Below are 22,180 nucleotides of genomic sequence, written 5' to 3' on the forward strand. Positions count from 1 at the left end.
CACACAACTTCCAATTTGTCGCGAGTTTCCTTGAAGTATGCAATGCAAGCAGATTCATCAGGAAATCTGTTAGTAAATTCAAATAGGTTCATTTTTTCACACAAAGATAATAATTTTGGGCGAAATTCCTGATAGTCATTTAAAACAATGCTGGTTGAAACTCTCAATAAGTTCGACTGAGGTTTGAGCAAAAATAAAAGTTGGCAGTAGCAATAAAATGCAGATAATCTTTTTCATCTTAATTAAATCAGTTTTGTAATTTACAATGTTTTAAATACTCTTAACCAATCTTTCGCACTCAACTCATAAGTGCATGAAAATCAACAGCCCCAGTCGATAGGCACTACACAAGTGGACTGAACTACATTTTTAGATATACGATTATGTTTTCTTCATATTTTGAAAATCAATGTCAAGTAGCTGATATGTTTTTTTTGTATTACTATGGGCTTGCCTGATTCCGTACCAAGTGATACAATAAGAGGCTACTTGACTTTTGCTCCAACACGATAGGCCTTAACTAATTGATACATAAATATATGCGATATATTCGTATGCTTTTCTCTAAAATACGTATAACAAAATTTTAAACCTGAAAGCTACAATATACATTTCACACAACCAAATATGCTGATTATTTTAATAGGCACTACAAATGACACTCAAAATGTTTACATGCTTAATATCAGGCTGTTAGAAAGTTTATCAGATTTGAAAATATTTGCCTAACCTGCTGTGTATCATTTAGATGACAATTTTATGATTTTTTTTGATGGGCAGGCTGTGCGAAACATGAGTTAACAATTTGTCAATAATAATTATTTTTTGTAGCTTGGATAATTGTTTAATAGCAAATTCATAACATCACCACATCTTTTTAAAAGTAAATGATAATATTTGCTGATTTTTACTAATTTAACTACTTTTGGATCAATTCAATATTTTGTATTAGTATTTGCTGGAAAAGCAGTATATTACTACAAAAAATTAATGAAACAATAATTATGTCAAGATGTTTTAAAGGACTAATAATCATATGCTTATCGCTGATGAGTTGCAAAAAAACTGAAGTAATAGAGCTTGATTTAACAGGGATCATTAAGGGTGAAATCTATACCCTTGATGAATACATATTCCAAAATAATGATTATCAAGGTATTTTTATTAAATTGGCAGGTAGTGAGCCATTGATCACTACTTATACAAACAGCTCAGGCAAATATGAGCTAATTAATATTCCAACTGGTACATACGATTTAATTATTTCAAAAGATGGATATGGCGAATATCAGATTCAAGGCATTCAGATTGTAGGCGGTGATGAACCAATTTATTTCAACAACTCCTTAGTACAAAAATCAAGTACAGTAGTGGAAAACCTATCATTACAAATAATGAGTTTTTCAGAAATAAATATGACAGGAATCGTCAATCATAATTTCTATGGCCAGACGTTTTTTTATCCTACAATAAGGTATTTCATTAACAATACTGAGGGTGTATCTAACAACAATTATATACAAACAGAAGAAATTTGTTTTTTCGAGGAAAGCGGTATGCAATTCACATCTCAAATTGCTATCAGTAAAAACTTATACCCTTCGGGAAGTAAAATTTATATTATTGCTTATGGATGCCATCTGCATGATAATGGGTATTATGACATCATGTCAAATCAGTATAGATATTCAAGCTTAGGAATTGGGTCTAACAAAGTAAGTATTACTATCCCATAATCCCTTTATTTATCAAAGAAATTAACCAAATGCAAATGTTTATGAAAAATAAAGAAATCGTTTTCTATTTTATATTTTCAATATTCCTATTGAATGCCTGTAAAGTAGAAACAAAGTATAATATTCCTTCAGGAGAATTGATTGGTTACGTAGTTCTTTTTGATTCTGAACTAGAACCACTATCTGATAATAGTGGTGTAAAAGTAACATTGGAAACAAACAAGCCTTTAATTGAAATTACAACAGATGAATCCGGTCAATTTTTATTTGATGATATAAGCAGCGAAACATATAATATAGTTTTCGAAAAAGAAGGATATTGTCTGCATAAAATTATTAGCTATCAATTCGTTGGTGGCAATAAACCTTCTACAGTTGGGCAAATAGCTTTATATACTTTGCCAAATTTTCAAATTGATAGTATAAAAATATCTGACCTTGAAATACCAAATAAAGTGTGTCTTTTAATTACAGCAAAAATTTTGAATCAATATGAAAATACCCATTCTTGTTGTAGGCTTTATTTAAGCAATGAACAAGATGTTTCATTCAACAATTATGTTTGGACGGACGATTGTTATATTAATACTGATAATACCTTATCCCAAACTATCTATATTGATACAATGCAGTTTGCAATTGGTTCGGAACTAAATTTAATCATTTATCCAGCAACAGAAACTTATCAATATTATATAGATATTAATACAGGAAATAGAATTTACACTTCCATTAATAATAACAAACCTTCAGAAGTAATAAGTTTTATTGTTCCCGAAGCAGCGTCCTCCTTATGGCTAAAATAATCATTTAATAAATCAAAAATGAAAATTCTTAAGATTATTATTCTGTCAAGTTTCATTTTGTTTCTTTTTGGATGTGGAAAGAAAGAAAAAGCTATTTTACCAAGTGGCAATATTGTTGGATTTGTAGAACTTGTGGATGAAAACGGAAACATGTATAAAGAAAAAGAGGGTGTAAACGTATCAATTGAATATCCTTCAGAATCGACAATAACAAATGAATATGGAAGATTTGAGTTTTGGGAGATTCTTGCTGGAACATATAATTTAAATTTTAATAAGGAAGGTTTTGGCACTTATAAAAAATTTGGATATCAATTTATTGGTGGAAACGTTCCGGCTTTGTTATATACAACTTATCTTTATGAGCTTCCAAATATTGAGATTCAAAGCCTTAATGTTTCATATTATAATAATACTATTAATATTTCTGGGATTATATCAGAAACAAGTCATTATTCTGTACAGAGCTTCATTAATGACAGTTCAAATGTTTCATATTTAAATTATGACTTCACTTCTGCTAGACATAATCATGCTTTTGGTTTGCCTACAAATCAGATTTCTCATTATATTTGTTTAAATGGAACACATTATTCCTATGGCGATGAAGTATATTTAGTATTGTATTTCATCAACTATTATGAAGACTGGCAATATTATGATTATGACAAAGAAGCATATATTTATTCAAGTTATAAACAAGCTTCAAATGTTATATATCTGGTTCTTTAGAAAAAGGAAGTAATGATTTGTTATGTTAACCTCTATAATGCAACCCTCTTAGTTGCTGCAAAATTTTAATTTAGAAAAAATAACATGTGGTTTATATATTATGATAATTATTATCGTAAAACTTTACTCTTTTTTATACTGGTTCTGCTTTCTTTAAAAAAAGGATTTTTTTTTAAGCATCCTTTTTAAAAAATTATTATGCTTAATTCTTCATAATCTCAGCTTTTGTTCTCATACCAGTTTTTAAGCTAATAGCAAATCCTCCTGCCGGATAAAAATAATGGAATGAAGGATAATTTGTTCCTTCATACCATACATTATAAGTACAACTAAATGTTCGATATTCAAGATTATAGTTTCCTACGCCATCAACAGAGCCTACTACACCATCTCCAAAAGTAAATGATTGTGAAGGAATGACAATTGTCTGAGAACTATCACCTGAAAAGTCGTAATAAATAGTGGCACCTGAATATGCCCAATCCCAAAAATTATCATTATGGATGCGATTCTCAACGACTGGATCAGATATAAAATTTACATAATACATACCATAACCTTCTTCGTCACAAGTATAAGCACCTAGGAAAACAGATATATCAGAGTTCACATTATATGGATTCAAAAGAGTTATTATCTGTGAGGAAAAATAAGGAACTGTATCAAATACGCCTGGAATTAAATTTAACTTCAGAATTACAGATTTCGCAAATGGAAGAGTTTTGTATAGCAATGCAATATAGATTTTTCCTTCAGTAGAATTTGCCAGAATAATGAAACTATCAGCTGATAATTCATAATGAATACCAGAAATTGCATTTATTGTGTCTTCTATTTCAATAATTGTTTCTATCTCATAACCTAATGAAATATCATAGGGACGAATTGAACCAACCGTCATTATCGAAATTTCATATATATTGTTATAAAATTCTCCCAAAGAGTCTGGTTCTACTGTAAAAGTATTAATTGGAGAAACGAAAGACACATAAGTCGGATCTACAATGTTAATCGAACTATTCATTAATTCGTTATCGGTTTTTTGTTTTTCACATGAATTAAAAACAACTATTGCTAAAAACAATAAGTATAAAGGAAATATCAAATTTTTCAAAATCTTAGGTTTTCATTGTTGTATAATATTTATTTATAGGGAATTACATTGACTTTGATAAAATGGAAATTAATCTTTAGTAATATCAAAATTTCCATAAAAATCAATTCTTATAGTCCACTCATGTGTTCCATCTCCTTCGACAGAGATAGATCCGAAAATTGAAGCGCCGCCAACAAGCGTGCCCACTATTGAATGAGTAGCCTCTTCAATATCTTGAAAAGTCGTTGTTTCTCCAAAAATTATATAACCAAAACTATTACTACCGACATAAAAACTTGATATCTCAAAAGGACAATTGTTTTCAATTCTTACTTTATGATCCGGTGGATCTACTTCCTCTTTTGAGCATGAAGTAACTAATGCAATTAATAATATGACTAAATAAACTATTGGCTTTCTCATATCAAAATGTTTTATTAATTATTTGAAACAAATTTAACTAATAATTGATAAAAAAAAGGATTGTTAATATGTAACAATCCTTTTTTTCTATAATAATCTCATTTGATTAATTCTTCATAATCTCAGCTTTTGTTTGACTGATTATTGTTGCACTTTTCCCATCTCCTTCTCTGAAGAAGTAATGTATTGTTGGATAAATAGTTCCACCATATTCTACATCTGTGAGAGTTTCAAACTTACCAGTACAAGCATCATAAGTCCCGATACCCTCAACTGAACCAATAGTCCCATCTCCAAATTCAAAAGGTTGATTTGGAATAGTAATAACTTGATTTTCATCACCTGAGAAATCATAATAAACAGTTGCCCCAGCAGCAGCCCAATCCCAAAAATTTGAATTATAGATTCGGTTTGGAACAATAGCATCAAGAGAAAAATTTACATCATATACTTCATAATCAACTTCATCACACTTGAAACCACCAAGGAAATCAAGAATATCAAATGGACAAACATTATAAATAAAACCGAATGTTGCATCAGCACCAAATGGTGCAAGAGTTAATGTGCCTTCTACTATTTTTAAATTCAATTTTAAAGTATCAGCAGACAATACAAATTTATTTGGGTCAATAGTCATTTCTACTGTACCATAATATGTATTTGCAGGAATTATTACTGTATATGAACTAACTACCACTTGAGAATCAAGGTTTACTGTAGTACTTACTACTTCAAAATTTACATTTAGGTCACTGGCTTGAGTATTTCCATTAAGTTTTATCCCAAACTCAAAAGTAAATGGAAGTGTATCAGCGGGAGTCATCGCAAAAACATCATTCAAATCAGTAAATTGCAAATAAGTAGTTGTATTATTGTCAGGAGAGTTAAACATATCTTCTTCTTCTTTCATACAGGAAGAAATAATGAACACTCCGGCTAGTAGCACTAATAATATTTTTATTATATTTTTCATATTATTTATATTTTTTTAGTTTAATTAAATAAAGCTTATTCGAAAATCCATAATATTTCACTAAGTTGCACTCCAACAGGGCAATTAGAATTATATGTAATCTCACTTTGCGGATATGGAAATCTAACCGGTGTAGCTTTGGTAGCACCGGCTACTGGAGCTAATTCAGGGAATCCAGTTCTTCTCCAGTCGTCGTAGGAAACTACTGTTGCATACATAGCAATATACTTTTGTTCAATAATTTTCTGTAAATTAATACTTGCTGAATTTATATTATAAACATTATCAGCCATGAAAGTAGAGTCGGCAACATTAGTAACTTTCATTAATGATGCTTCAACTGCTTCGTGAAAAGTGGTAGCAGCTTCATCAATCATTCCCAGTCGATACTTACATTCTGCTTCAAGGAATTTCATTTCAGAATATGTTGAAAAGTAAGTTAATGCACCTACTCCCGCACTATAATCGCCTAGTTTAGAAGCGGCAGAATTTTCCGATCCAGGAATACTTCCCGAATATTCACCTGACAAATCCACAGCTACATAAAAAGGTAAACGAGGGTCATCGGATAATGTATTTACGAATGTAGAACTCATTCTAATATCAGTTCTGTCATTCATAAATTGGTATAATGGGTTTGCATTTGCACCAGAAATATTTGCTTCATAAGCTATTTCATAATCATCATCATTTGATGTGAATGCATTTCCAATATATCCTAATACTTCAGTATAAGCTATGGACTCGTCTTTTGTTGCAATATTTAAAGCATAGCGGGCTTTTAGAGCATAAGCTGTTTTTATCCATAAATCAATATCACCATCAAAAATATAATCAAATGGTGGGTCATTAGGATCTGGCGTACTCATTGCAACAGCATTTTCTTCTGAATTAAGGTCTGCAATTGCTTCTTCAAGTATTGCATCAATTATTCCATATATATCTTCTTGCGATTCGTAAGCCGGCTGAAGATTTCCTTCGTTGCCAAGAAATGCCTCTGAATAAGGGATGTCTCCAAACAAATTTGTCAATGTTCCTAAACAAGTTGCCATGCAAACTTTTGCAACACCAGCGTAATGAGGTGAGTTCTTATCTTCGGCTTTGCTTATTAGACTTTTGCAGTCCATCATAGGCTGTGCATAAAGATTTTCCCATAAATCATTCACATCTGCTGATGTAATATTATATCTTCCTTCGGCAAGTGATTGTCTGTCAACTCCATCGAAATATTGCATCCAAATGTTTGTGGTTCTAACAGCTGTATTTCCTCCAATAGCATAAGCCATTGAGGCTTGAATTGATGGCAAAAGATATTCCATTGGAACATCGGAAGGTTTGTCAGGATCGATATTCATTTCAGCATCAATCCATTTTTCACAACTGAAAAGAAGGAATGGAAGAAAAAGTAATATTCCTAATTTTCTTATATTTAAATTCTTCATATTTTTTCTTTTAAATGTTTTTATAAATGAATTAATAAATTAAAGCGATACTCTTACACCAAAAGTATAAGTTTTGGTTCCCGGGTTGTTGAAGTAATCAAAACCCTGAGAGTTTCTCGCACCTGTTAAACTTGTTTCGGGGTCAATTCCCTTATAAGGAGTGCTTAAAAATAGATTTCTACCTGTGAAAAATATTTCTAATCCATGAATAAATCCGGTATGGCCATATATTTTTTCGTTGAATTTATAGGCAAGCGTAATTTCTCTTAAACGTACCCAGCCTGCATCTTCAATTGCTGCTGCAGTTGGTCCGCCACCGAAGTTTCCACCATGGCCTCTAAACCAATCCTGATCGTTTACTACTTGTTGAGTGTTGTCGGTTTCGCTCCATGTTGGATCTCCATTTGCATCAAGGTGTCCCGGATATCCATCATAAACAACAATATTTTCTTCAGGTGTATTTTCGTAGTCAATTATCCTATTTTCTTCGTCAAGATAAACAACATCACGATCTAAAGTTTCTTCTGTTTGCCCGAAATAGTTCAAAGTAAAACGTGTTCCGTTATACATTTTTCCACCGTGTTTAATATCTATTAGTGCATATAAAGAGAATCCTTTATATGAGAATGTATTTGAAATATTCATTGTCCAATCAGGAGAGATTGTTCCTAGTGGTACTTGAGCAGTATCACAAGTCCATGGAAAACCATCAGGATGAGCATCGTCAGGATCATCATTAATTAATACTGTTCCGTCTTCGGCTCGCCACCAATCGTAGCCATAAATGCTACCATAGTCTTGCCCAACAACTGCACGAACCTGAGGATCGGTAAATCCACCGAGGAAAACATCATCTACTCCTTCTGCTAATTCTGTAACAGTATTTTTTAATTTAGAGAAATTAGCAATGATATTCCATGTAAAATCTTTAGTTTTTATGGGTGTAATATATCCCATTAATTCAAATCCTTTACTTTCGATACTGGCAGCATTCATATAAACATTATTATATCCTGAAGATGTTGCAACAGGAACTTCTATGAGTAGATCTTCGTTATCATTTTTGAAATATGAAACATCTAATCCTAATCTATTGTTAAAAAATTTTAAATCAGTACCTATTTCATAAGTAATCATTGATTCGTGCACAAGGTCGGAGTTTCCAAGTAGATAATCAACTTCATATCCAGAAATTTGTCTGAAAGGGAAGTCAATTCCACCAGTCCAACCATCATTTATTTCTGTCTTCGCATAATAGCTTGAAGTACTATAAACTTGAGCAATATTTGCTGTTTTTGCCCAAGATGTTCTAATTTTACCAAAATTAAATACCGAACTTTCAGGTAAAAGTTCAGTGAAAACAAATCCTAAATTAAATGAGGGATATAGACTGGCGAGGTTATCTTCAGGCATTGTTGATGCCCATTCTTTACGAAATGTACCACCAAGGTATAACATATTGTTTATGTCGAATCTAAAATCTCCAAATACGGCAGATGTTCTAAAATTTGCATTTTGCATGGTTACACTAGCTTTGGAAGTATTTTCTAACCAATCAAATCCTGGAATTGAAATATCATTTGCTAATCCACGAAGAATTTTTGATTTATTTTCATATAAATTATGACCTAAAATACCGTTAAATCTAATATTTTCAGATATTTCTTTTGTGAAATTTAACAATAGATTGCTATTAAATATTTGATTGTATTCCGCACTTTCTTCAAGTCTTCCTGCACCAAACGATTTGTCATTAACTGCAAAAAAATCTGTATATCTTCTTGTGTACCAATCTGAACCAATTGTGTATGAAAGGTTCATCCATTCTGTAAAGTTTATTTTGAAATAGAAATCACCAATAAAACGGCTTGTTCTATCATCAAAATAATTTTCGTTGGCAGACCAATATGGATTGTTATATCCTCCACCATTACGATAAGTTCTTTGTGTTCCATCGTTGAAAATATGTCCGGCAGAGTTATCAAAAGAAGAAGGAGTTCTTGTTAATCCAAGCATAATACCTGAAAGATTTGAACCATTTTGAATGAAATTTCCTTTGGAGTGAATGAAATTTGCGTGACCGCCTGTAACTATTCTATTTGAAAGTTTAGTTTCAGTATTCAAACGTACTGAAGTACGATTAAAAGCATTATTAGGAATTATTCCTTTTTGGTCTAAATTTCCAACAGAAAAATAATAAGAAGTTTTGTCAGTTCCTGACGAAATGCTTACATTATGGTTAAAAGAAATACCGGGTTCAAAGAAATCGTACTGATCGTATGCTCTTGTTTTCTCACCACTAGTACCATAAACATAGTCTTGCCCAACGATTGCACCGTCTACATCATAATCAGGAGACCAGATGGTATAATCATTCGGATAACCTGGATTAATTATATCAGGGCCTGCAGGGTATGCATCCAGATCAGGTTCAAGGAAATAATTTGAATAGCCCATAGAGTCCAATTTTGCTCCCCAGGTTCCACTATATCCTGAAATCCAGTTGCCATTATTTCCCTGACTATATTCAGTCTGAAGAGGAATAGTATTTGACAAAACATCTTTACTTACAGAAAAACTATAATCAACTTTCATTGATCTACCATCTTTACCTTTTACGCCGCCACCTTTTTTTGTAGTAATTAAGATAACACCGTTTGCAGCCTGAACACCGTAAAGTGCTGTTGCAGCTCCACCTTTTAGTACTGTTACCGAAGCTATGTCTTCTGAATTTAGGTCGATACTTCTTGAAGAAGTGTTCACACCTTCTGTTTGGTATTCGCTACCAGACCAGTTTAATCCGGTTTCGATTGGCATACCGTCAACAACAAATAAAGGCTGGTTATTTCCTTCAATTGATGCAGCACCTCTAATTGTTATAAAAGATGATGCTCCGGCAGTTCCTCCCGAACTGTTCACATTTACACCGGCAGCTCTACCGGAAATTGAGTTGATAACATCGGCATTGTTACCTCTGTTGAGGTCTTCGCCTTTTACTTCCTGAACAGAATAGCCGAGGGCTTTCTTTTCGCGTGATATACCGATTGCAGTAATCACTACTTCATCTACTTGGGTAACATCAGGGTCTAAAACTACATCAATTATTTTTGATGCATCAATGGCTATTTCTTTGGTTTTCATTCCAACAAAAGAAAATACCAGTGTTTTACCACCCTCAGGTACAATAAGTTGATACTTACCATCAATATCGGTAATTGTTCCAACAGTTGTACCTTTAACTACCACTGAAACACCAGGTATAGTACTCCCGTCATCGGAGTTGCTAATCTTACCTGTAATTTGCCTTTGGGCAATCATTGCCTGTATTCCTACAAAAATAAGAAATACAAGCAGCAGAGTAATTTTTCTCATACGTTTAAAAATTTAGGTTAGTTAAAAAATAGGTTAGTTAATATAATTATGGTTAGTTAATTATAGCAAAATAAAATCTCATCATACACTTTAAAATTCATAAATATTTAAATGCTAAAGTAGGAAAAAATCTATAAACAGAAATAAAATTAACTATTTCAGTATTTTATTTCTTAAATAGAATAGCTAGTTATTGAAACAAATAGTGTATTAAATATCTATATAACAATGTTTAACAATACTTTTGAAATCAATAATCAGCTTCAAATAAAAGTTTTGGGTTTAAGAGAATGTTAAAATGTGTCTGAAAATCGACAGTATTATTTAGTTCTTTAATAGAATATAGTTTTTAAATTCGCCTAATGATTTTCCAAAAAGAATTTTTTGTTCAATAAAAGTTAGGATTCTGTATTTTAATATTTCGTGTTTATTTGGTTTTCTGTTTTTGTTTGGTTTTCCTGAATGTTGCAATTCGTTTTCCCAATCGAATTTTTTAATCCATTCAGCCATTACTTCCGGATGAGTTTCTTTAAAAACCGGCAAATAATTTAGAGGTCCATAATCGAAATCGAAATATTTTCGATTGTTCATTTCCTGAACTTTTGATTCGCCTTTGTGAATAGTTGCCAACGATTTGGTTTTTGCTTTCATAAGTTTTGGCGGGCGAACCCATCCGTAATGGTAAATTTCTGCATCGGCATGAGCAACTTTTAGGCGGAAAGTGTTTTTTTGTTGCCGATAGTTAATCATATCAAAATCAGGCATTCGCCTAAAAGACTGTGCCGACTCCCATGAATGAATGTCTTTACTATTGCGAACAATTCTTATTTCGTTTCGGTACCATCCATGAGCATTATGATAGTGATTATAATCGCCCCAAAAGTGTTTGTATTTAAAAATCAAACCTTCGATTTCGTGATTGTTGAGAAATTTTTGACATTGGGTTTTAATCGTTTCAAGGTATTTTTCGTGAACAACCTCATCGGCTTGCAGATAGAATAGCCAATCGCCGCTACAGTTACTTTTTGCAATATCTGTTTGGTGGGCATTTTCCATGCCTCGAGGATATTTTTCTAAATCCCAAACCGTATCAATTATTTTTATTTTTTCGTTTCCGATGCTTTCAATTTCCAGACGCGTATTGTCGTCTGGGTCGCAGTTGCCAAGAGCAATTACAAATTCATCGACAATTGGAAGTATAGATTGAATTGATTGTTTTATTGGGTAATACAGTTTTTCTGCATTTTTCACCATAGTGAAACCACTGATTTTCATAACTGAATTTATGTTTTTACAAAATTTGAGAAAAACAGTAAATCAAAAATAATGTTTACTTGTCCCATTCCTTTTTAACTACTTTACCAAAACGATATGAGAGAAACAGTGAAACAAAAATTCGATTATTGTTTTCAATTGCCATTATTTCAATTCTATCGAAAAAGGCATCAATAGCTATTCCTGCTTCTATAGCTTGCGAAAATTTATTGTTGTCGCTATACTCGAAACTGGTTCCAAATTTTGCATAAAACCCCGGATAAAGTGACAATTCATCGAAGCCTTTCAGAAATGAAGATTTGCTGTAAATGTCGTAAATTGTATGATTTTCTGCAATATTAAACTTGTCAGTTCTTACGGTATATCGAAAATACTCTCCCGGAATTGGTTCAAGAATTTCGTAATAGACAGGTTTCAGCAATCCGAGTGAAATTCCGGCAGTATAAAAATATTTAATTGAAATTCCGCCTTTATCGAATTTACTGAAAACTTCCTTTTGTTTACCAATACCTAATCTTACATTATAAAATGTATTAAGTTTCCCGAAAACAAATTGTTTTGGATTAGAAAACAGAGGATTCGAACTTTGAGTTTCTTTTGGATGTTTTAGCCAGTTTATATCGCATTCGAATAAATATTGGTTTAAGCGATTTATTCTTTTTTCGAATTGATAGCCTACGCCAAATCCATTTGAATTTATATAGAGTCCGTAAGAATTTATATTGCGATATCCGTATTTTTGTTCTTTATTAATTTCTCCTTGTGCAAACGAAAAATTTAATATTGTGAAAAAAATAAATATTAATAAATTTTTCTTCATTTATATGGAAAACTATTTATTGAGAATTTTGTTTCTACTGGAGGTGATTTGCTTATTTCAGATAAGAAAACGATTATGCTTCATGTTTTATATGTAATCATCAAAATTTGGAAACACTTTTTTATATGCAAAAATCAAATAGATTCCTTATTGTTTCATATTATTGGAGTTTTTGAAGTTTACATATCATCATAATTTGTCAGAATCAACTAGCATTTCTCTCAAATGAAAATTATGAAATTAAACATTTGTTTCAGCTTGTTCTGTTTCAGCCTGACTGTAAGCTGGGCAAGGTTTATGGCTCTTACAAGAACTAAATAGAGAACCAACCAATAAACACACAGCAAAGAATATAATTATTTTTTTCATAATTTCCTCAATAAAGTTTTATAATAAAAAACAAAGTTAATAATTTTTAAATTTAATAAACAAATTTAAATTTGGGCTATTTCAAGATTTGTAGATTTAGATTTTAGTTATTTCCAAATTTGATTAAATTATTTTTTATTTGGAGAAAATTTATCTGTTCCTATATGTAAATCTTCAGGAAATGGAATTCTGTACTCACCCCAATTACAAATTTTCACATCATTGTTTTCGTAATTCATCCATGTTCCAACATATTGATTATTTCTGTAGTTGTTTGAAAAACTCTCAATATCATGGTAATGTAAAATTCCCAATTTGTCCAAATACCAATTTACAGTTACTATTCCCTTGAATATTCCGGAGTGAAATTGTTCTGAATTTTCCTTAAATTCATAATTCCCAATTAATATTCCTTGTGAAACAATGCTTGCATTATTATGCAAACTGTCAAGGCCAGATCGATTTGTTTTATATTCACGAATTTGTACAATTTTAATTTCGCCTTTGAATTCGCAGACATTAGTTCCTACAACCGAGACTCCTTTTATGAAATAGTTTTCATGTTTTTTTTCATCTTTGCTAATAGAAGCAAAATAGATTTTTATTCTTTGAAAATCGTTCCCGATAAAACCTAAAAAATCTTGCTTTGGAGTTAGCAAAGTAGAGAAATCGTATTTTAGATATTTTGCTTTGAAGTTCTCCTTTTTCAATTCAAATAGAGAGTTTTCAGGGTTTTCAATTTTCTCTAACAATTGCTTGCTTTGTTGCCCGAAAATGTTTCCTACAGCGAATGTCAAAATTAATGTGATTATTATCTTCATTTCATTTTTTATTTTTGTACTGTGCATTTTCGGTTTCAAGAATATGTAAAATTTGTGGGTTTCAATTTATCAATTTGGATACTGTTTTCATTTCTAAATCCAGGTTTTGCATATACGATTTTGCATCATATTCTACATTTTGAGTAGGTATTATTCCATGATGATTATCCGGAATCGAAATCCAATTATTAAATCGAAATAGCGGAAAACTAATAGTAATTTTAGAATTTGGTAATTTAAGTGTCTGGAAGCTATTTGCATTGCAGCCTGTGTCGCCTCCCGCTGTTTCTTGACCTATACAAATTGCTCCTCTTTCATGTTTCAAATAGGCTGATAATGTGCATGCTGAGGAAGCTGTGTATCCATTTATTAAAACAAATACTTTTCCTTCATATCGCAATTTTTTGGGATAGGTAATATTTGTGGTATATTTTATGCCAAAATCAGTTTTTGAATGAGGAGTTGTTTTATCCCACAACCATACACCCACTAATTTTAGTTTTGAACTTAGATATTTTGAAACATTTCCAAAAGGTCTAATGTCAATTTGAGATAATGTGTCTGGCAAAATGTAGGATAAAAAATCAAGGGAACTTTTTGGTGGTCCACCCCCATTTCCTCTCAAATCTATAACTAAATGTTCGATAGAATTGTCGTTTAATTGATGGAAAATTTCCTTATTTATGGTTTCATAATTATCGTAATCCATCGACTTCATGCTTAAATACATAGTGTTTGTATTTAAAGGCGACATGCGAATATTGCTACTATTTATTAAGGAATTAGATTTGGGTTTAAAAAATTGAAATTTCTCTGACGAATACTCTTTAACAGCTTTTATTTCAAATTCATCTTCTTCACAATTAATATTTTCGTATTTAATTGTAAAATGATCAGTTCCAATAAAACATCTTCTTATTAATATTTCCGAATAATCGTTTATAATTGAGTATCCTAAAGTTTTTTGGTAGCCATCAGCCGGTTGGTAAATCAATAGTTTGTCAATTATTTCCTTAGCACTCAATCTATTAATTGAAATTATCTTCAAAGGAAATTCGATTTTTTGTGCATATTGCAGTTTAGCACCAATTATATAAAGCCCCGAGGAATTGGCAAAGCATCTTATAGGCAGGTATTTGTTCTCTCCAATTTGACTGTTATAAATCTTAGCAAGAGGTGATTCAACTATTTTAGTATGAGAACAAGCAATTTTGCAAAGAGCTTCCCTAACAATATTTTCAAATTCAAAAGCCGATATTTCTGGCAAGTGCTGATTTGTTATTTCAATAATGAATGAATCCAATTCATTTGTCCAAGCCTTATTTAGTGTAATTGGATGCCCGGATTTTATAGCATCATTCAAGAATTTTAAATCTTCTAATAACTCCAGTTTTGACAAACTTTGAGAATTTGAATTAAATACATGCAAATTAAAAATAAGCATGAGGCAAAATATCATTAAAAATTTTCTTTTTATTCTATACATCTTTTCCTTAAAACTCTGAAAATGAATCCACCCCAAAAAGTATTAAAACAAAATTTGCTACTGATTCACAGAATAATGAAGATTTAATTTATTATTAAATCAGTGAATCTGTGGTAAAAAGATTCTTAATAAATCAAATTTAACAAAGGACTAAATTATTTTCATATGAAAAGCAAGAGGCTAACTGCCATTACAGCCATACCCGCAACCAGGCCACCAATAGCGATATGATGTTCACCATATTCTTCGGCTGTTGGCAATAGTTCGTCAAGCGAAATATAAACCATAATACCGGCTACACCGGCAAAAATTACCCCAAAAGTTGATTCGTTAATAAAGTTTCGTAAAATGAAGTAGCCCAAAATTGCACCAACAGGTTCGGCCAAACCAGATAAAAATGATAACCAGAAAGCTTTTGCGCGATTCTTAGTAGCATAGTAAATTGGAACCGAGACTGCCACACCTTCAGGAATATTATGAATTGCAATTGCCACAGCTATACTAATTCCAAGCGATGGATCGGATAGAGCTGCCATAAAAGTAGCAAGACCTTCAGGGAAATTATGTATTGCAATTGCCAAAGCTGAAAACAAGCCCATTCGTAGCAACTTTTTATTATTCTCTGGATTCAACTTCTTGACATCCATGTTTTTAATCTCGTGGGGATTTTCGAATGAAGGAATTAATCTGTCAATGAGAGCAATAAGTGCTATTCCTGAAAAGAAAGCAATAACTGTATAAATACTTCCCATTTTTTCGCCATGTGCCATTGAAAGAGAATCTTTAGCCTTCGCAAATATCTCAACTAAGGAAACATAAATCATTACACCTGCTGAAAAACCCAATGAAACTGCCAGGAATTTCGGATTGAATTTTTTTGACATAAACGACATAACACTACCTATTCCTGTAGCCAATCCTGCAAAAAGTGTTAGTCCTAATGCAAATAATATATTTTCTGTATCCATTTTTTGTTTTACTTCTTTAAATATTAGCTATACTTAGCTATAGAGAATTTTTTGATGCTTGAGATTGATCGTCCTGAAATATTTTTATATTAAATAAATACAAAAAAAAGTTAACTATTTAACGTAGTACAAGCCAGCTTCCGGACCAAGTGGGAAACCAAACATTATCCAAATAATCATAAGTATAGTCCATACTATAAAAAAGGCAATAGAATATGGCATCATGGTAGCAATAAGCGAGCCTATGCCCGATTTCGAATCATATTTTTCAAAATAAACAATTATCAGGGCAAAAAAGCTCATCATTGGAGAAATTAGGTTAGTAACACTATCTCCTATTCGATAGACTGCTTGCGACAATTCAGGTGAATATCCTAATAGCATAAACATAGGAATAAATATAGGTCCCATAATAGCCCACTTTGCAGATGCACTTCCCATAAACATATTGATTGTGCCGGAGATAATTATAAACATTATGACTAAAGGAATAAGTCCAAAATCTGCACTTTGGAGCAAGGTCGCTCCCTTTACAGCAACCATAATCCCGAGATTGCTCCACTTGAACCATGCAACGAATTGCGATGCAAAAAACACCAAAACCAAAAATGCAATCAATCCTTTAAAGCTATCGTTCATGCCATTTATAACATCCTCATGTTTTTTGAAGGTGCCACTAATATATCCGTAAACAATTCCGCAAGTTCCTGCAACAATGAACAAAACAGCAATAAATCCTTTTAGTACCGGAGAATGTAAAATTGTATTGTCATCGGCACGTAAAATTCCATTAGAAGGAATTAGACCAAATGCGATTATTGCTATGAATAACAAAAGAACTATTCCTGCCCATTTCAATCCTTTTTTTTCTCTTTTATTAAGTTTTGTAATTTCTTCTTTTTCTACTCCACCGGTATATTTTCCAAGCCGGGGTTCAACAATAGCTTTAGTTACCCAGGTTCCTGCAAATGCAATAATAAATGTTGATGCCACCATAAAGTAATAATTGGCAGTTGTCATCACGTAATAGTCCGGATCAACAATACGTGCAGCTTCTGTAGATAAACCGGCAAGAAGTGGATCTATGGTTCCAATAAATAAATTTGCACTAAATCCGCCACTTACACCTGCAAAAGCAGCAGCCATACCGGCAATAGGATGTCTCCCTAATGAGTGAAAAATAACTCCAGCTATCGGAATAATTAGGATATATCCGAGATCTGATGCCATATTTGATAGTATTCCGGTGAAAACGATCAAAAAAGTAACAGAGTTTTTTGGAGCCTTAATAAGTAAAAGATTAATAGAAGACTTTATAAGTCCGCTACTTTCGGCAATTCCTATCCCCAGCATTGCAACCATAACAATGCCTAATGGAGCAAAACCAGTGTAACTCTTAACCATTCCAAGAAGTATTTTATGAAGGCCATCTCTCGAAAGAAGATTTATTATTCTAATGGTTTCTCCATTGCTTGGATTAATCCCTTCCCATTGCAGATAGTAACCTATCAATGATATTACTAAGGTCATTAGTCCAAAAATTCCGAACAAAGCGGCAGGATGAGGCAGAGCATTTCCTGCTTTCTCAATTCCTCCAAGTATATTGATTTTTATCTTCATAAAATTTCATTTATAATCCTTTTTCTTAGCTAAAATCATATTTGATAAAAGCTTATTTTGTAGAATATGCAGTAAGGAATGTCAACATAATCCCATAATTACAACCTGCTTGATTCTCAAAAAAATTTCAAAAGTATAAATTATTTTGACTACTCAGCTTTGAGATGTGCTTAAATTTGATGCCTTTTTTTTGCTTAATTGTTTCATATGCAGCTTACTTGTGGTAATTTAGAGAGCATATAAAAAACTATTTACCTATTAATTAAAGCAGCAGAGATTTATTTCTGTGGTATTTTCATAAAACATTAGATATGAAAAAACTCAAATAGAACAATATGCTCTGGATTTTGTTATAGGAACTCATATTGGTTAGTTCTTATTTTTTGTAATATGTCCTATTTTGAGCACTTTGTTATCTGCTTGGATCAATTTCCTGACAATCTGTATTTCCCTGCCGTATTTTTTCAAGTATGTCTGATCTATCATTATTTGATTGTTCTTCAAATACATTTTCAGTGTTTTGGTCATTAATTGATTTAATAAATGTTGCTTTGACTCTTTTCGAGACTAACATGTAAGGTATCCAAATGCTGGCACCAATTACAGCCTGTATAATATTTCTTGTAATCTCATTTGTTTCTTCCGGTTCAAATTCGAAAAAGAGGCTGTAGAAATGATTATCGAGTACTTGTCCTATTATATTTACCACAAGAAAAATAATATACAATCGCGGAAATGAGGTTCTTTTTTTAAGATACAGTACTATAAGTAGAACAATCATCACAACAAACATTGCATTATAAACTGTTTCTCCAATTATGTATATGTGAATCTGGTTTGAAAAATATTCGCTCTTCGGATTCATAAACATATCCCAAACAGTTTTGTTAAAAAAATCATGCCTAATTAAATTATAACATAAAGATCCCAATGAAACTACTAGTGCTATGCCGGGAAAGACAAGCCATCCGCCAATTGCCAGCGGTTTAGCACTGGAGGCAAGAGAGGAAATATCAATCTTATAAATCCGTTTTGAAAGAAATACAAATATTAAAACTGACATAATAAACAGTGACAGACCTATTGGATGAAGACCAGTCGTTTCAGTAATATCATATGAATCCTCATAACCATAGATGAATACGTCGTAAGTTGCAATTAGAATTTTATCCAATTGTTTATTGTAGTTCGAAATTTCGTCTAATGGCACAAAATCATTAAGTGTTTTTAAATGATAATGAAAGTCTACTATATTATCTTCAATTGTACTTTTTGTATAAGAGAAGGATAAGGACTTGCTATTAAACTCCTCCCCAATTTTATCGAAGGTAACTTTTTTTGGGAAAACAAATTGGGTGTGTTGATGGACTTCTACAGGATAATTTAAACTTACTGGCATCTCCCTGACTTTATCATCGGGTGAAATAAGGTAAGACCTTATTGTCATAGCATACAATTCGGTTGAGTAATTTTGCTTTTCTACGCCATCGTCATACTCCTGCCAAAATCCGCTTATCTTATATTTTTCGTGAAGGGTTATTTGGTTGAGTTTTTTATCATCTGTTATTGTAGGATCCTGCTCCCAAACGATATCAGGATAATAGCTTGAATAAAAATTGATAAGGTTGCTTTTAAAGGCGCTTATTCCCTGATAAGAATAATTATCTCTCATTACATCGGCCTGCCTTCCGGAGTAAACACTCTTTATGTCAAAAAAAACCGGCTCAGTAGCACTCTCAACAATAATGCTTTCTTTAACATTTAGTTTCCCTTCTTCATTTGTAGGTATTATGTCCAGTTGATAGGTCTCATTGTCCAAAACTAGCGCTTTTTTCACATCTGGAAAACTGATTCTATCCAGATTGTCAGCTTGATTATTTTGAGTAGCATCAATATAATAGTCTTTGCCTATAAGATTAAAATAAAGAATAACATGGTCGAACAATGATGGTGAAGGCAGGTAATTTTCAAGGGCATGTTTATTGTTTGTCGAAACCCAGGCAATTTTTGAATCGATACCTATTTGAGCCATGAGAGCTTGTAAGAGGTAGGTTTTGTCTTTACAATCTCCATATCGGTTGGATATTACTTCATTAGGGGAATGAGGAGTGATAGCATGGATACCTTCTTCCAAACCAACATAGCGAATTTCTTCCTGAACAAATTTAATAAGCAGCAAAGCTTGTGTTTGTTTATCGCTATTCGCTTCTTGTACTTCTGCCACTTTCACTTTGATTAACAGGTTTGGATCTGTTAGTTTAGGGTATAGTTTGAGTCCCCACTGCGCTAACTCGTTCCAATTCGAAAATTGGCTTAACTCAACATATTTATAAGGTAGATACCAAACCGGAACATAATCGGGCCAATGTATGCCTTCGATTTTAGAAATTTCCCATTCATATCGTTTCGCATTACCATAAATTGATATAATTGGTGCAGGTGCCTTGTTAAACTCCTTGGTAAATAAAGGTAAGTCACTTGGTACAACACATGCTTTGTATATTTTCTCAACTGGGTCGGAAAATTGGAATAAAAAGGATTTGAAAACTATATCCCCATAAATAGGATTCCTCCCATTTATTGAATAGGAAATATCAAGTATATCTTCTGTGCGAAGGTCTTTGAAAATTAAAACAATGGCCTTGTCGCCAAGGTAAATATTTGTTGATGAAGAATTGCCATCATCAACTTCCTTAATTTCGACTTTGTCCCGTATGTCAATTACCTTGTCGTTTCGATAGATTTTCAGGTGATGAAATATAACTTCTTGATAAATTGGTGAATAGTTGATGGAATATTCGGAGTGATCGTGAATGCCAGTATTGGAGATGAATTTTTTCAGAAAATGATAATAACTCTCGTGTTCCAAAAAATTGAATTGTTCGTCAACCAAAAGGTATAAAACGCCGTTGTTAATTTCGTCTAAATCAGTTTTAAATTCAGGGGAGAAATCGATGGTTTTTATCCATGCTGGAGGGCTAACATACTTGATATTGTTTTCTTGTGCCTGTAAGAAAAAAGTTAACGACAAAAGAAAAAGCAATTGAATGTATTTAGGAAAATTCATATTTAAAGGGATTTTGTTATGGAATTTTGAAAGATTATAATTTCAATTAAACATTTTAAGATAGGCAACTATTTTGCCTGCTTCTAACCTAAGACCGATAATTTTTCAACAAATATAGGAATTCTTATCCAATTCATTTAATGCTAATATAGAAAATTTCATTTACTGCACATCAAAATTGATATTTTATCAATAGTTATTTAGATTATAGGAACTGAGTTTTTGTCAATAAAAACTAAACTTCAAAAATTTCTATCCTATCTGATTCATAATATTTCGTGCAAAATATCTAACTTAGAGCCGAATTTGAACTTACGTTGCATTTATTAGTTGAATTTAGGATGTGGTTGATTGTAAATGGATATAGTTGCTACACATTATTGGTCTTTTATCATATAGCTTTCAGGAAATTTCAAATGAAGTAGCTGTTGTGATAAAATATGCTATATAAAAACTGAAACACAGCATTATAAAACTACTCTTTGGAGGAAAGTTATCTTTTACTTGATGAACCTCTCCCAATTTTAAATATTAGCTAACTGCTTGATTGTGTGGCGAAATTTTACTATGTCTTATCAATCCTAAATCAATAAAAAACAATGGAATAAGAATTGAGCAGTAAGCAAGCAAATCCCAAACGTCATAGGTTGAATCATAAATCTCTAAATACTGCATTGTTTCAATGCCAAAACAAACTAAAATAAAAATAAATAAAGTTCTTGATGGTGTAAAAAAACGAGTCCAGGCATTGTCTGCTTTAGCTGTATAGAGTCCCCTAAACAATATGTAATTCCATGCTGGCCCAGTCATATCTAATACATAAGCTTTCCAGAAATCTCCCAAATCGATCCAAATTGTTGACAACCCAATAGTCCCCAATGAAATAATCATTGCTGCCCAATATGGAGCAAATCTATCATGTTGCTTCTTTAATATTTCTTGATTCACAAATTTGTAAATTTACATTTCTATTTCATTTTGGTATAGAAGCAAATATTAGAAAAATCTGTATAGTAGTTATTATCATTAAGTTAATAATTACATCTTGATAAAAAAAAATCTCTGAGATCCCGATAGCTATCGGAATTGTGTTTCCTTTGTGTTTCTCAGTATAATAGCTTTCCGATAACTATCGGAATCACAAAGTTACTCAAAGAAGACACAAAGAAAC

At 32.0% G+C, this 22,180-nt stretch carries 16 protein-coding genes; 3 read left to right on the forward strand and 13 right to left on the reverse strand.

Going from position 1 to position 22,180, the window contains the following annotated elements; translation table 11 throughout:
- Positions 1-1,004: 1,004 nt before the first annotated feature.
- The 3 genes from HN894_15680 to HN894_15690 are packed head-to-tail and all read left to right on the forward strand — an operon-like array spanning position 1,005 to position 3,274.
- Entirely contained in the window at positions 1,005-1,736 is a 732-nt protein-coding gene (locus HN894_15680) for a carboxypeptidase regulatory-like domain-containing protein (GenBank protein MBT7144763.1), read from the forward strand.
- Between the two features lie 41 nt (positions 1,737-1,777).
- On the forward strand, positions 1,778-2,542 hold the full coding sequence (locus tag HN894_15685; protein MBT7144764.1) for a hypothetical protein: 765 nt from the start codon (positions 1,778-1,780) through the stop codon (positions 2,540-2,542).
- A gap of 18 nt (positions 2,543-2,560) precedes the next feature.
- Positions 2,561-3,274 (forward strand): carboxypeptidase regulatory-like domain-containing protein, encoded by a 714-nt coding sequence (locus HN894_15690; protein MBT7144765.1) that lies wholly within the window; start codon positions 2,561-2,563, stop codon positions 3,272-3,274.
- A 202-nt stretch (positions 3,275-3,476) separates the two neighbouring features.
- Here the strand turns inward: HN894_15690 and HN894_15695 are convergent, their stop codons facing one another.
- From HN894_15695 to HN894_15755, 13 genes are all read right to left on the reverse strand, one after another.
- Complete coding sequence (locus HN894_15695; protein MBT7144766.1) at positions 3,477-4,388, reverse strand: hypothetical protein; 912 nt, start codon at positions 4,386-4,388, stop codon at positions 3,477-3,479.
- 69 nt (positions 4,389-4,457) lie between these two features.
- Positions 4,458-4,793: a hypothetical protein gene (locus HN894_15700; GenBank protein ID MBT7144767.1), complete on the reverse strand. Its 336-nt coding sequence runs from the start codon at positions 4,791-4,793 to the stop codon at positions 4,458-4,460.
- Between the two features lie 106 nt (positions 4,794-4,899).
- Positions 4,900-5,769, reverse strand: a complete 870-nt coding sequence (locus tag HN894_15705) for a hypothetical protein (protein MBT7144768.1) — start codon at positions 5,767-5,769, stop codon at positions 4,900-4,902.
- A gap of 35 nt (positions 5,770-5,804) precedes the next feature.
- Positions 5,805-7,211, reverse strand: a complete 1,407-nt coding sequence (locus tag HN894_15710; GenBank protein ID MBT7144769.1) for a SusD/RagB family nutrient-binding outer membrane lipoprotein — start codon at positions 7,209-7,211, stop codon at positions 5,805-5,807.
- A 39-nt stretch (positions 7,212-7,250) separates the two neighbouring features.
- Positions 7,251-10,583, reverse strand: coding sequence for a SusC/RagA family TonB-linked outer membrane protein (locus tag HN894_15715; GenBank protein ID MBT7144770.1), 3,333 nt, complete (start codon positions 10,581-10,583; stop codon positions 7,251-7,253).
- A gap of 324 nt (positions 10,584-10,907) precedes the next feature.
- Entirely contained in the window at positions 10,908-11,858 is a 951-nt protein-coding gene (locus tag HN894_15720; protein MBT7144771.1) for a hypothetical protein, read from the reverse strand.
- A gap of 55 nt (positions 11,859-11,913) precedes the next feature.
- Positions 11,914-12,678: a hypothetical protein gene (locus HN894_15725; GenBank protein ID MBT7144772.1), complete on the reverse strand. Its 765-nt coding sequence runs from the start codon at positions 12,676-12,678 to the stop codon at positions 11,914-11,916.
- A gap of 497 nt (positions 12,679-13,175) precedes the next feature.
- Positions 13,176-13,868 carry a hypothetical protein gene (locus HN894_15730; GenBank protein MBT7144773.1) on the reverse strand — a complete coding sequence of 231 codons (693 nt, stop codon included), beginning with the start codon at positions 13,866-13,868 and terminating at the stop codon, positions 13,176-13,178.
- Positions 13,869-13,929: 61 nt separating this feature from the next.
- Positions 13,930-15,267, reverse strand: coding sequence for a hypothetical protein (locus tag HN894_15735; GenBank protein ID MBT7144774.1), 1,338 nt, complete (start codon positions 15,265-15,267; stop codon positions 13,930-13,932).
- A 248-nt stretch (positions 15,268-15,515) separates the two neighbouring features.
- A complete protein-coding gene (gene zupT / locus HN894_15740; GenBank protein ID MBT7144775.1) occupies positions 15,516-16,322 on the reverse strand; it encodes a zinc transporter ZupT in 807 nt (268 codons plus the stop codon).
- A gap of 114 nt (positions 16,323-16,436) precedes the next feature.
- Positions 16,437-17,942, reverse strand: a complete 1,506-nt coding sequence (locus tag HN894_15745) for a TIGR00366 family protein (protein ID MBT7144776.1) — start codon at positions 17,940-17,942, stop codon at positions 16,437-16,439.
- A 412-nt stretch (positions 17,943-18,354) separates the two neighbouring features.
- The gene (locus HN894_15750) at positions 18,355-21,009 is read right to left on the reverse strand and encodes a DUF2569 family protein (protein ID MBT7144777.1); all 2,655 of its coding nucleotides are present in this window, start codon (positions 21,007-21,009) and stop codon (positions 18,355-18,357) included.
- A gap of 531 nt (positions 21,010-21,540) precedes the next feature.
- The gene (locus tag HN894_15755; GenBank protein ID MBT7144778.1) at positions 21,541-21,957 is read right to left on the reverse strand and encodes a hypothetical protein; all 417 of its coding nucleotides are present in this window, start codon (positions 21,955-21,957) and stop codon (positions 21,541-21,543) included.
- Positions 21,958-22,180 lie beyond the last annotated feature (223 nt).

This window comes from Bacteroidota bacterium, from assembly GCA_018692315.1.
Lineage (GTDB): Bacteria > Bacteroidota > Bacteroidia > Bacteroidales > JABHKC01 > JABHKC01.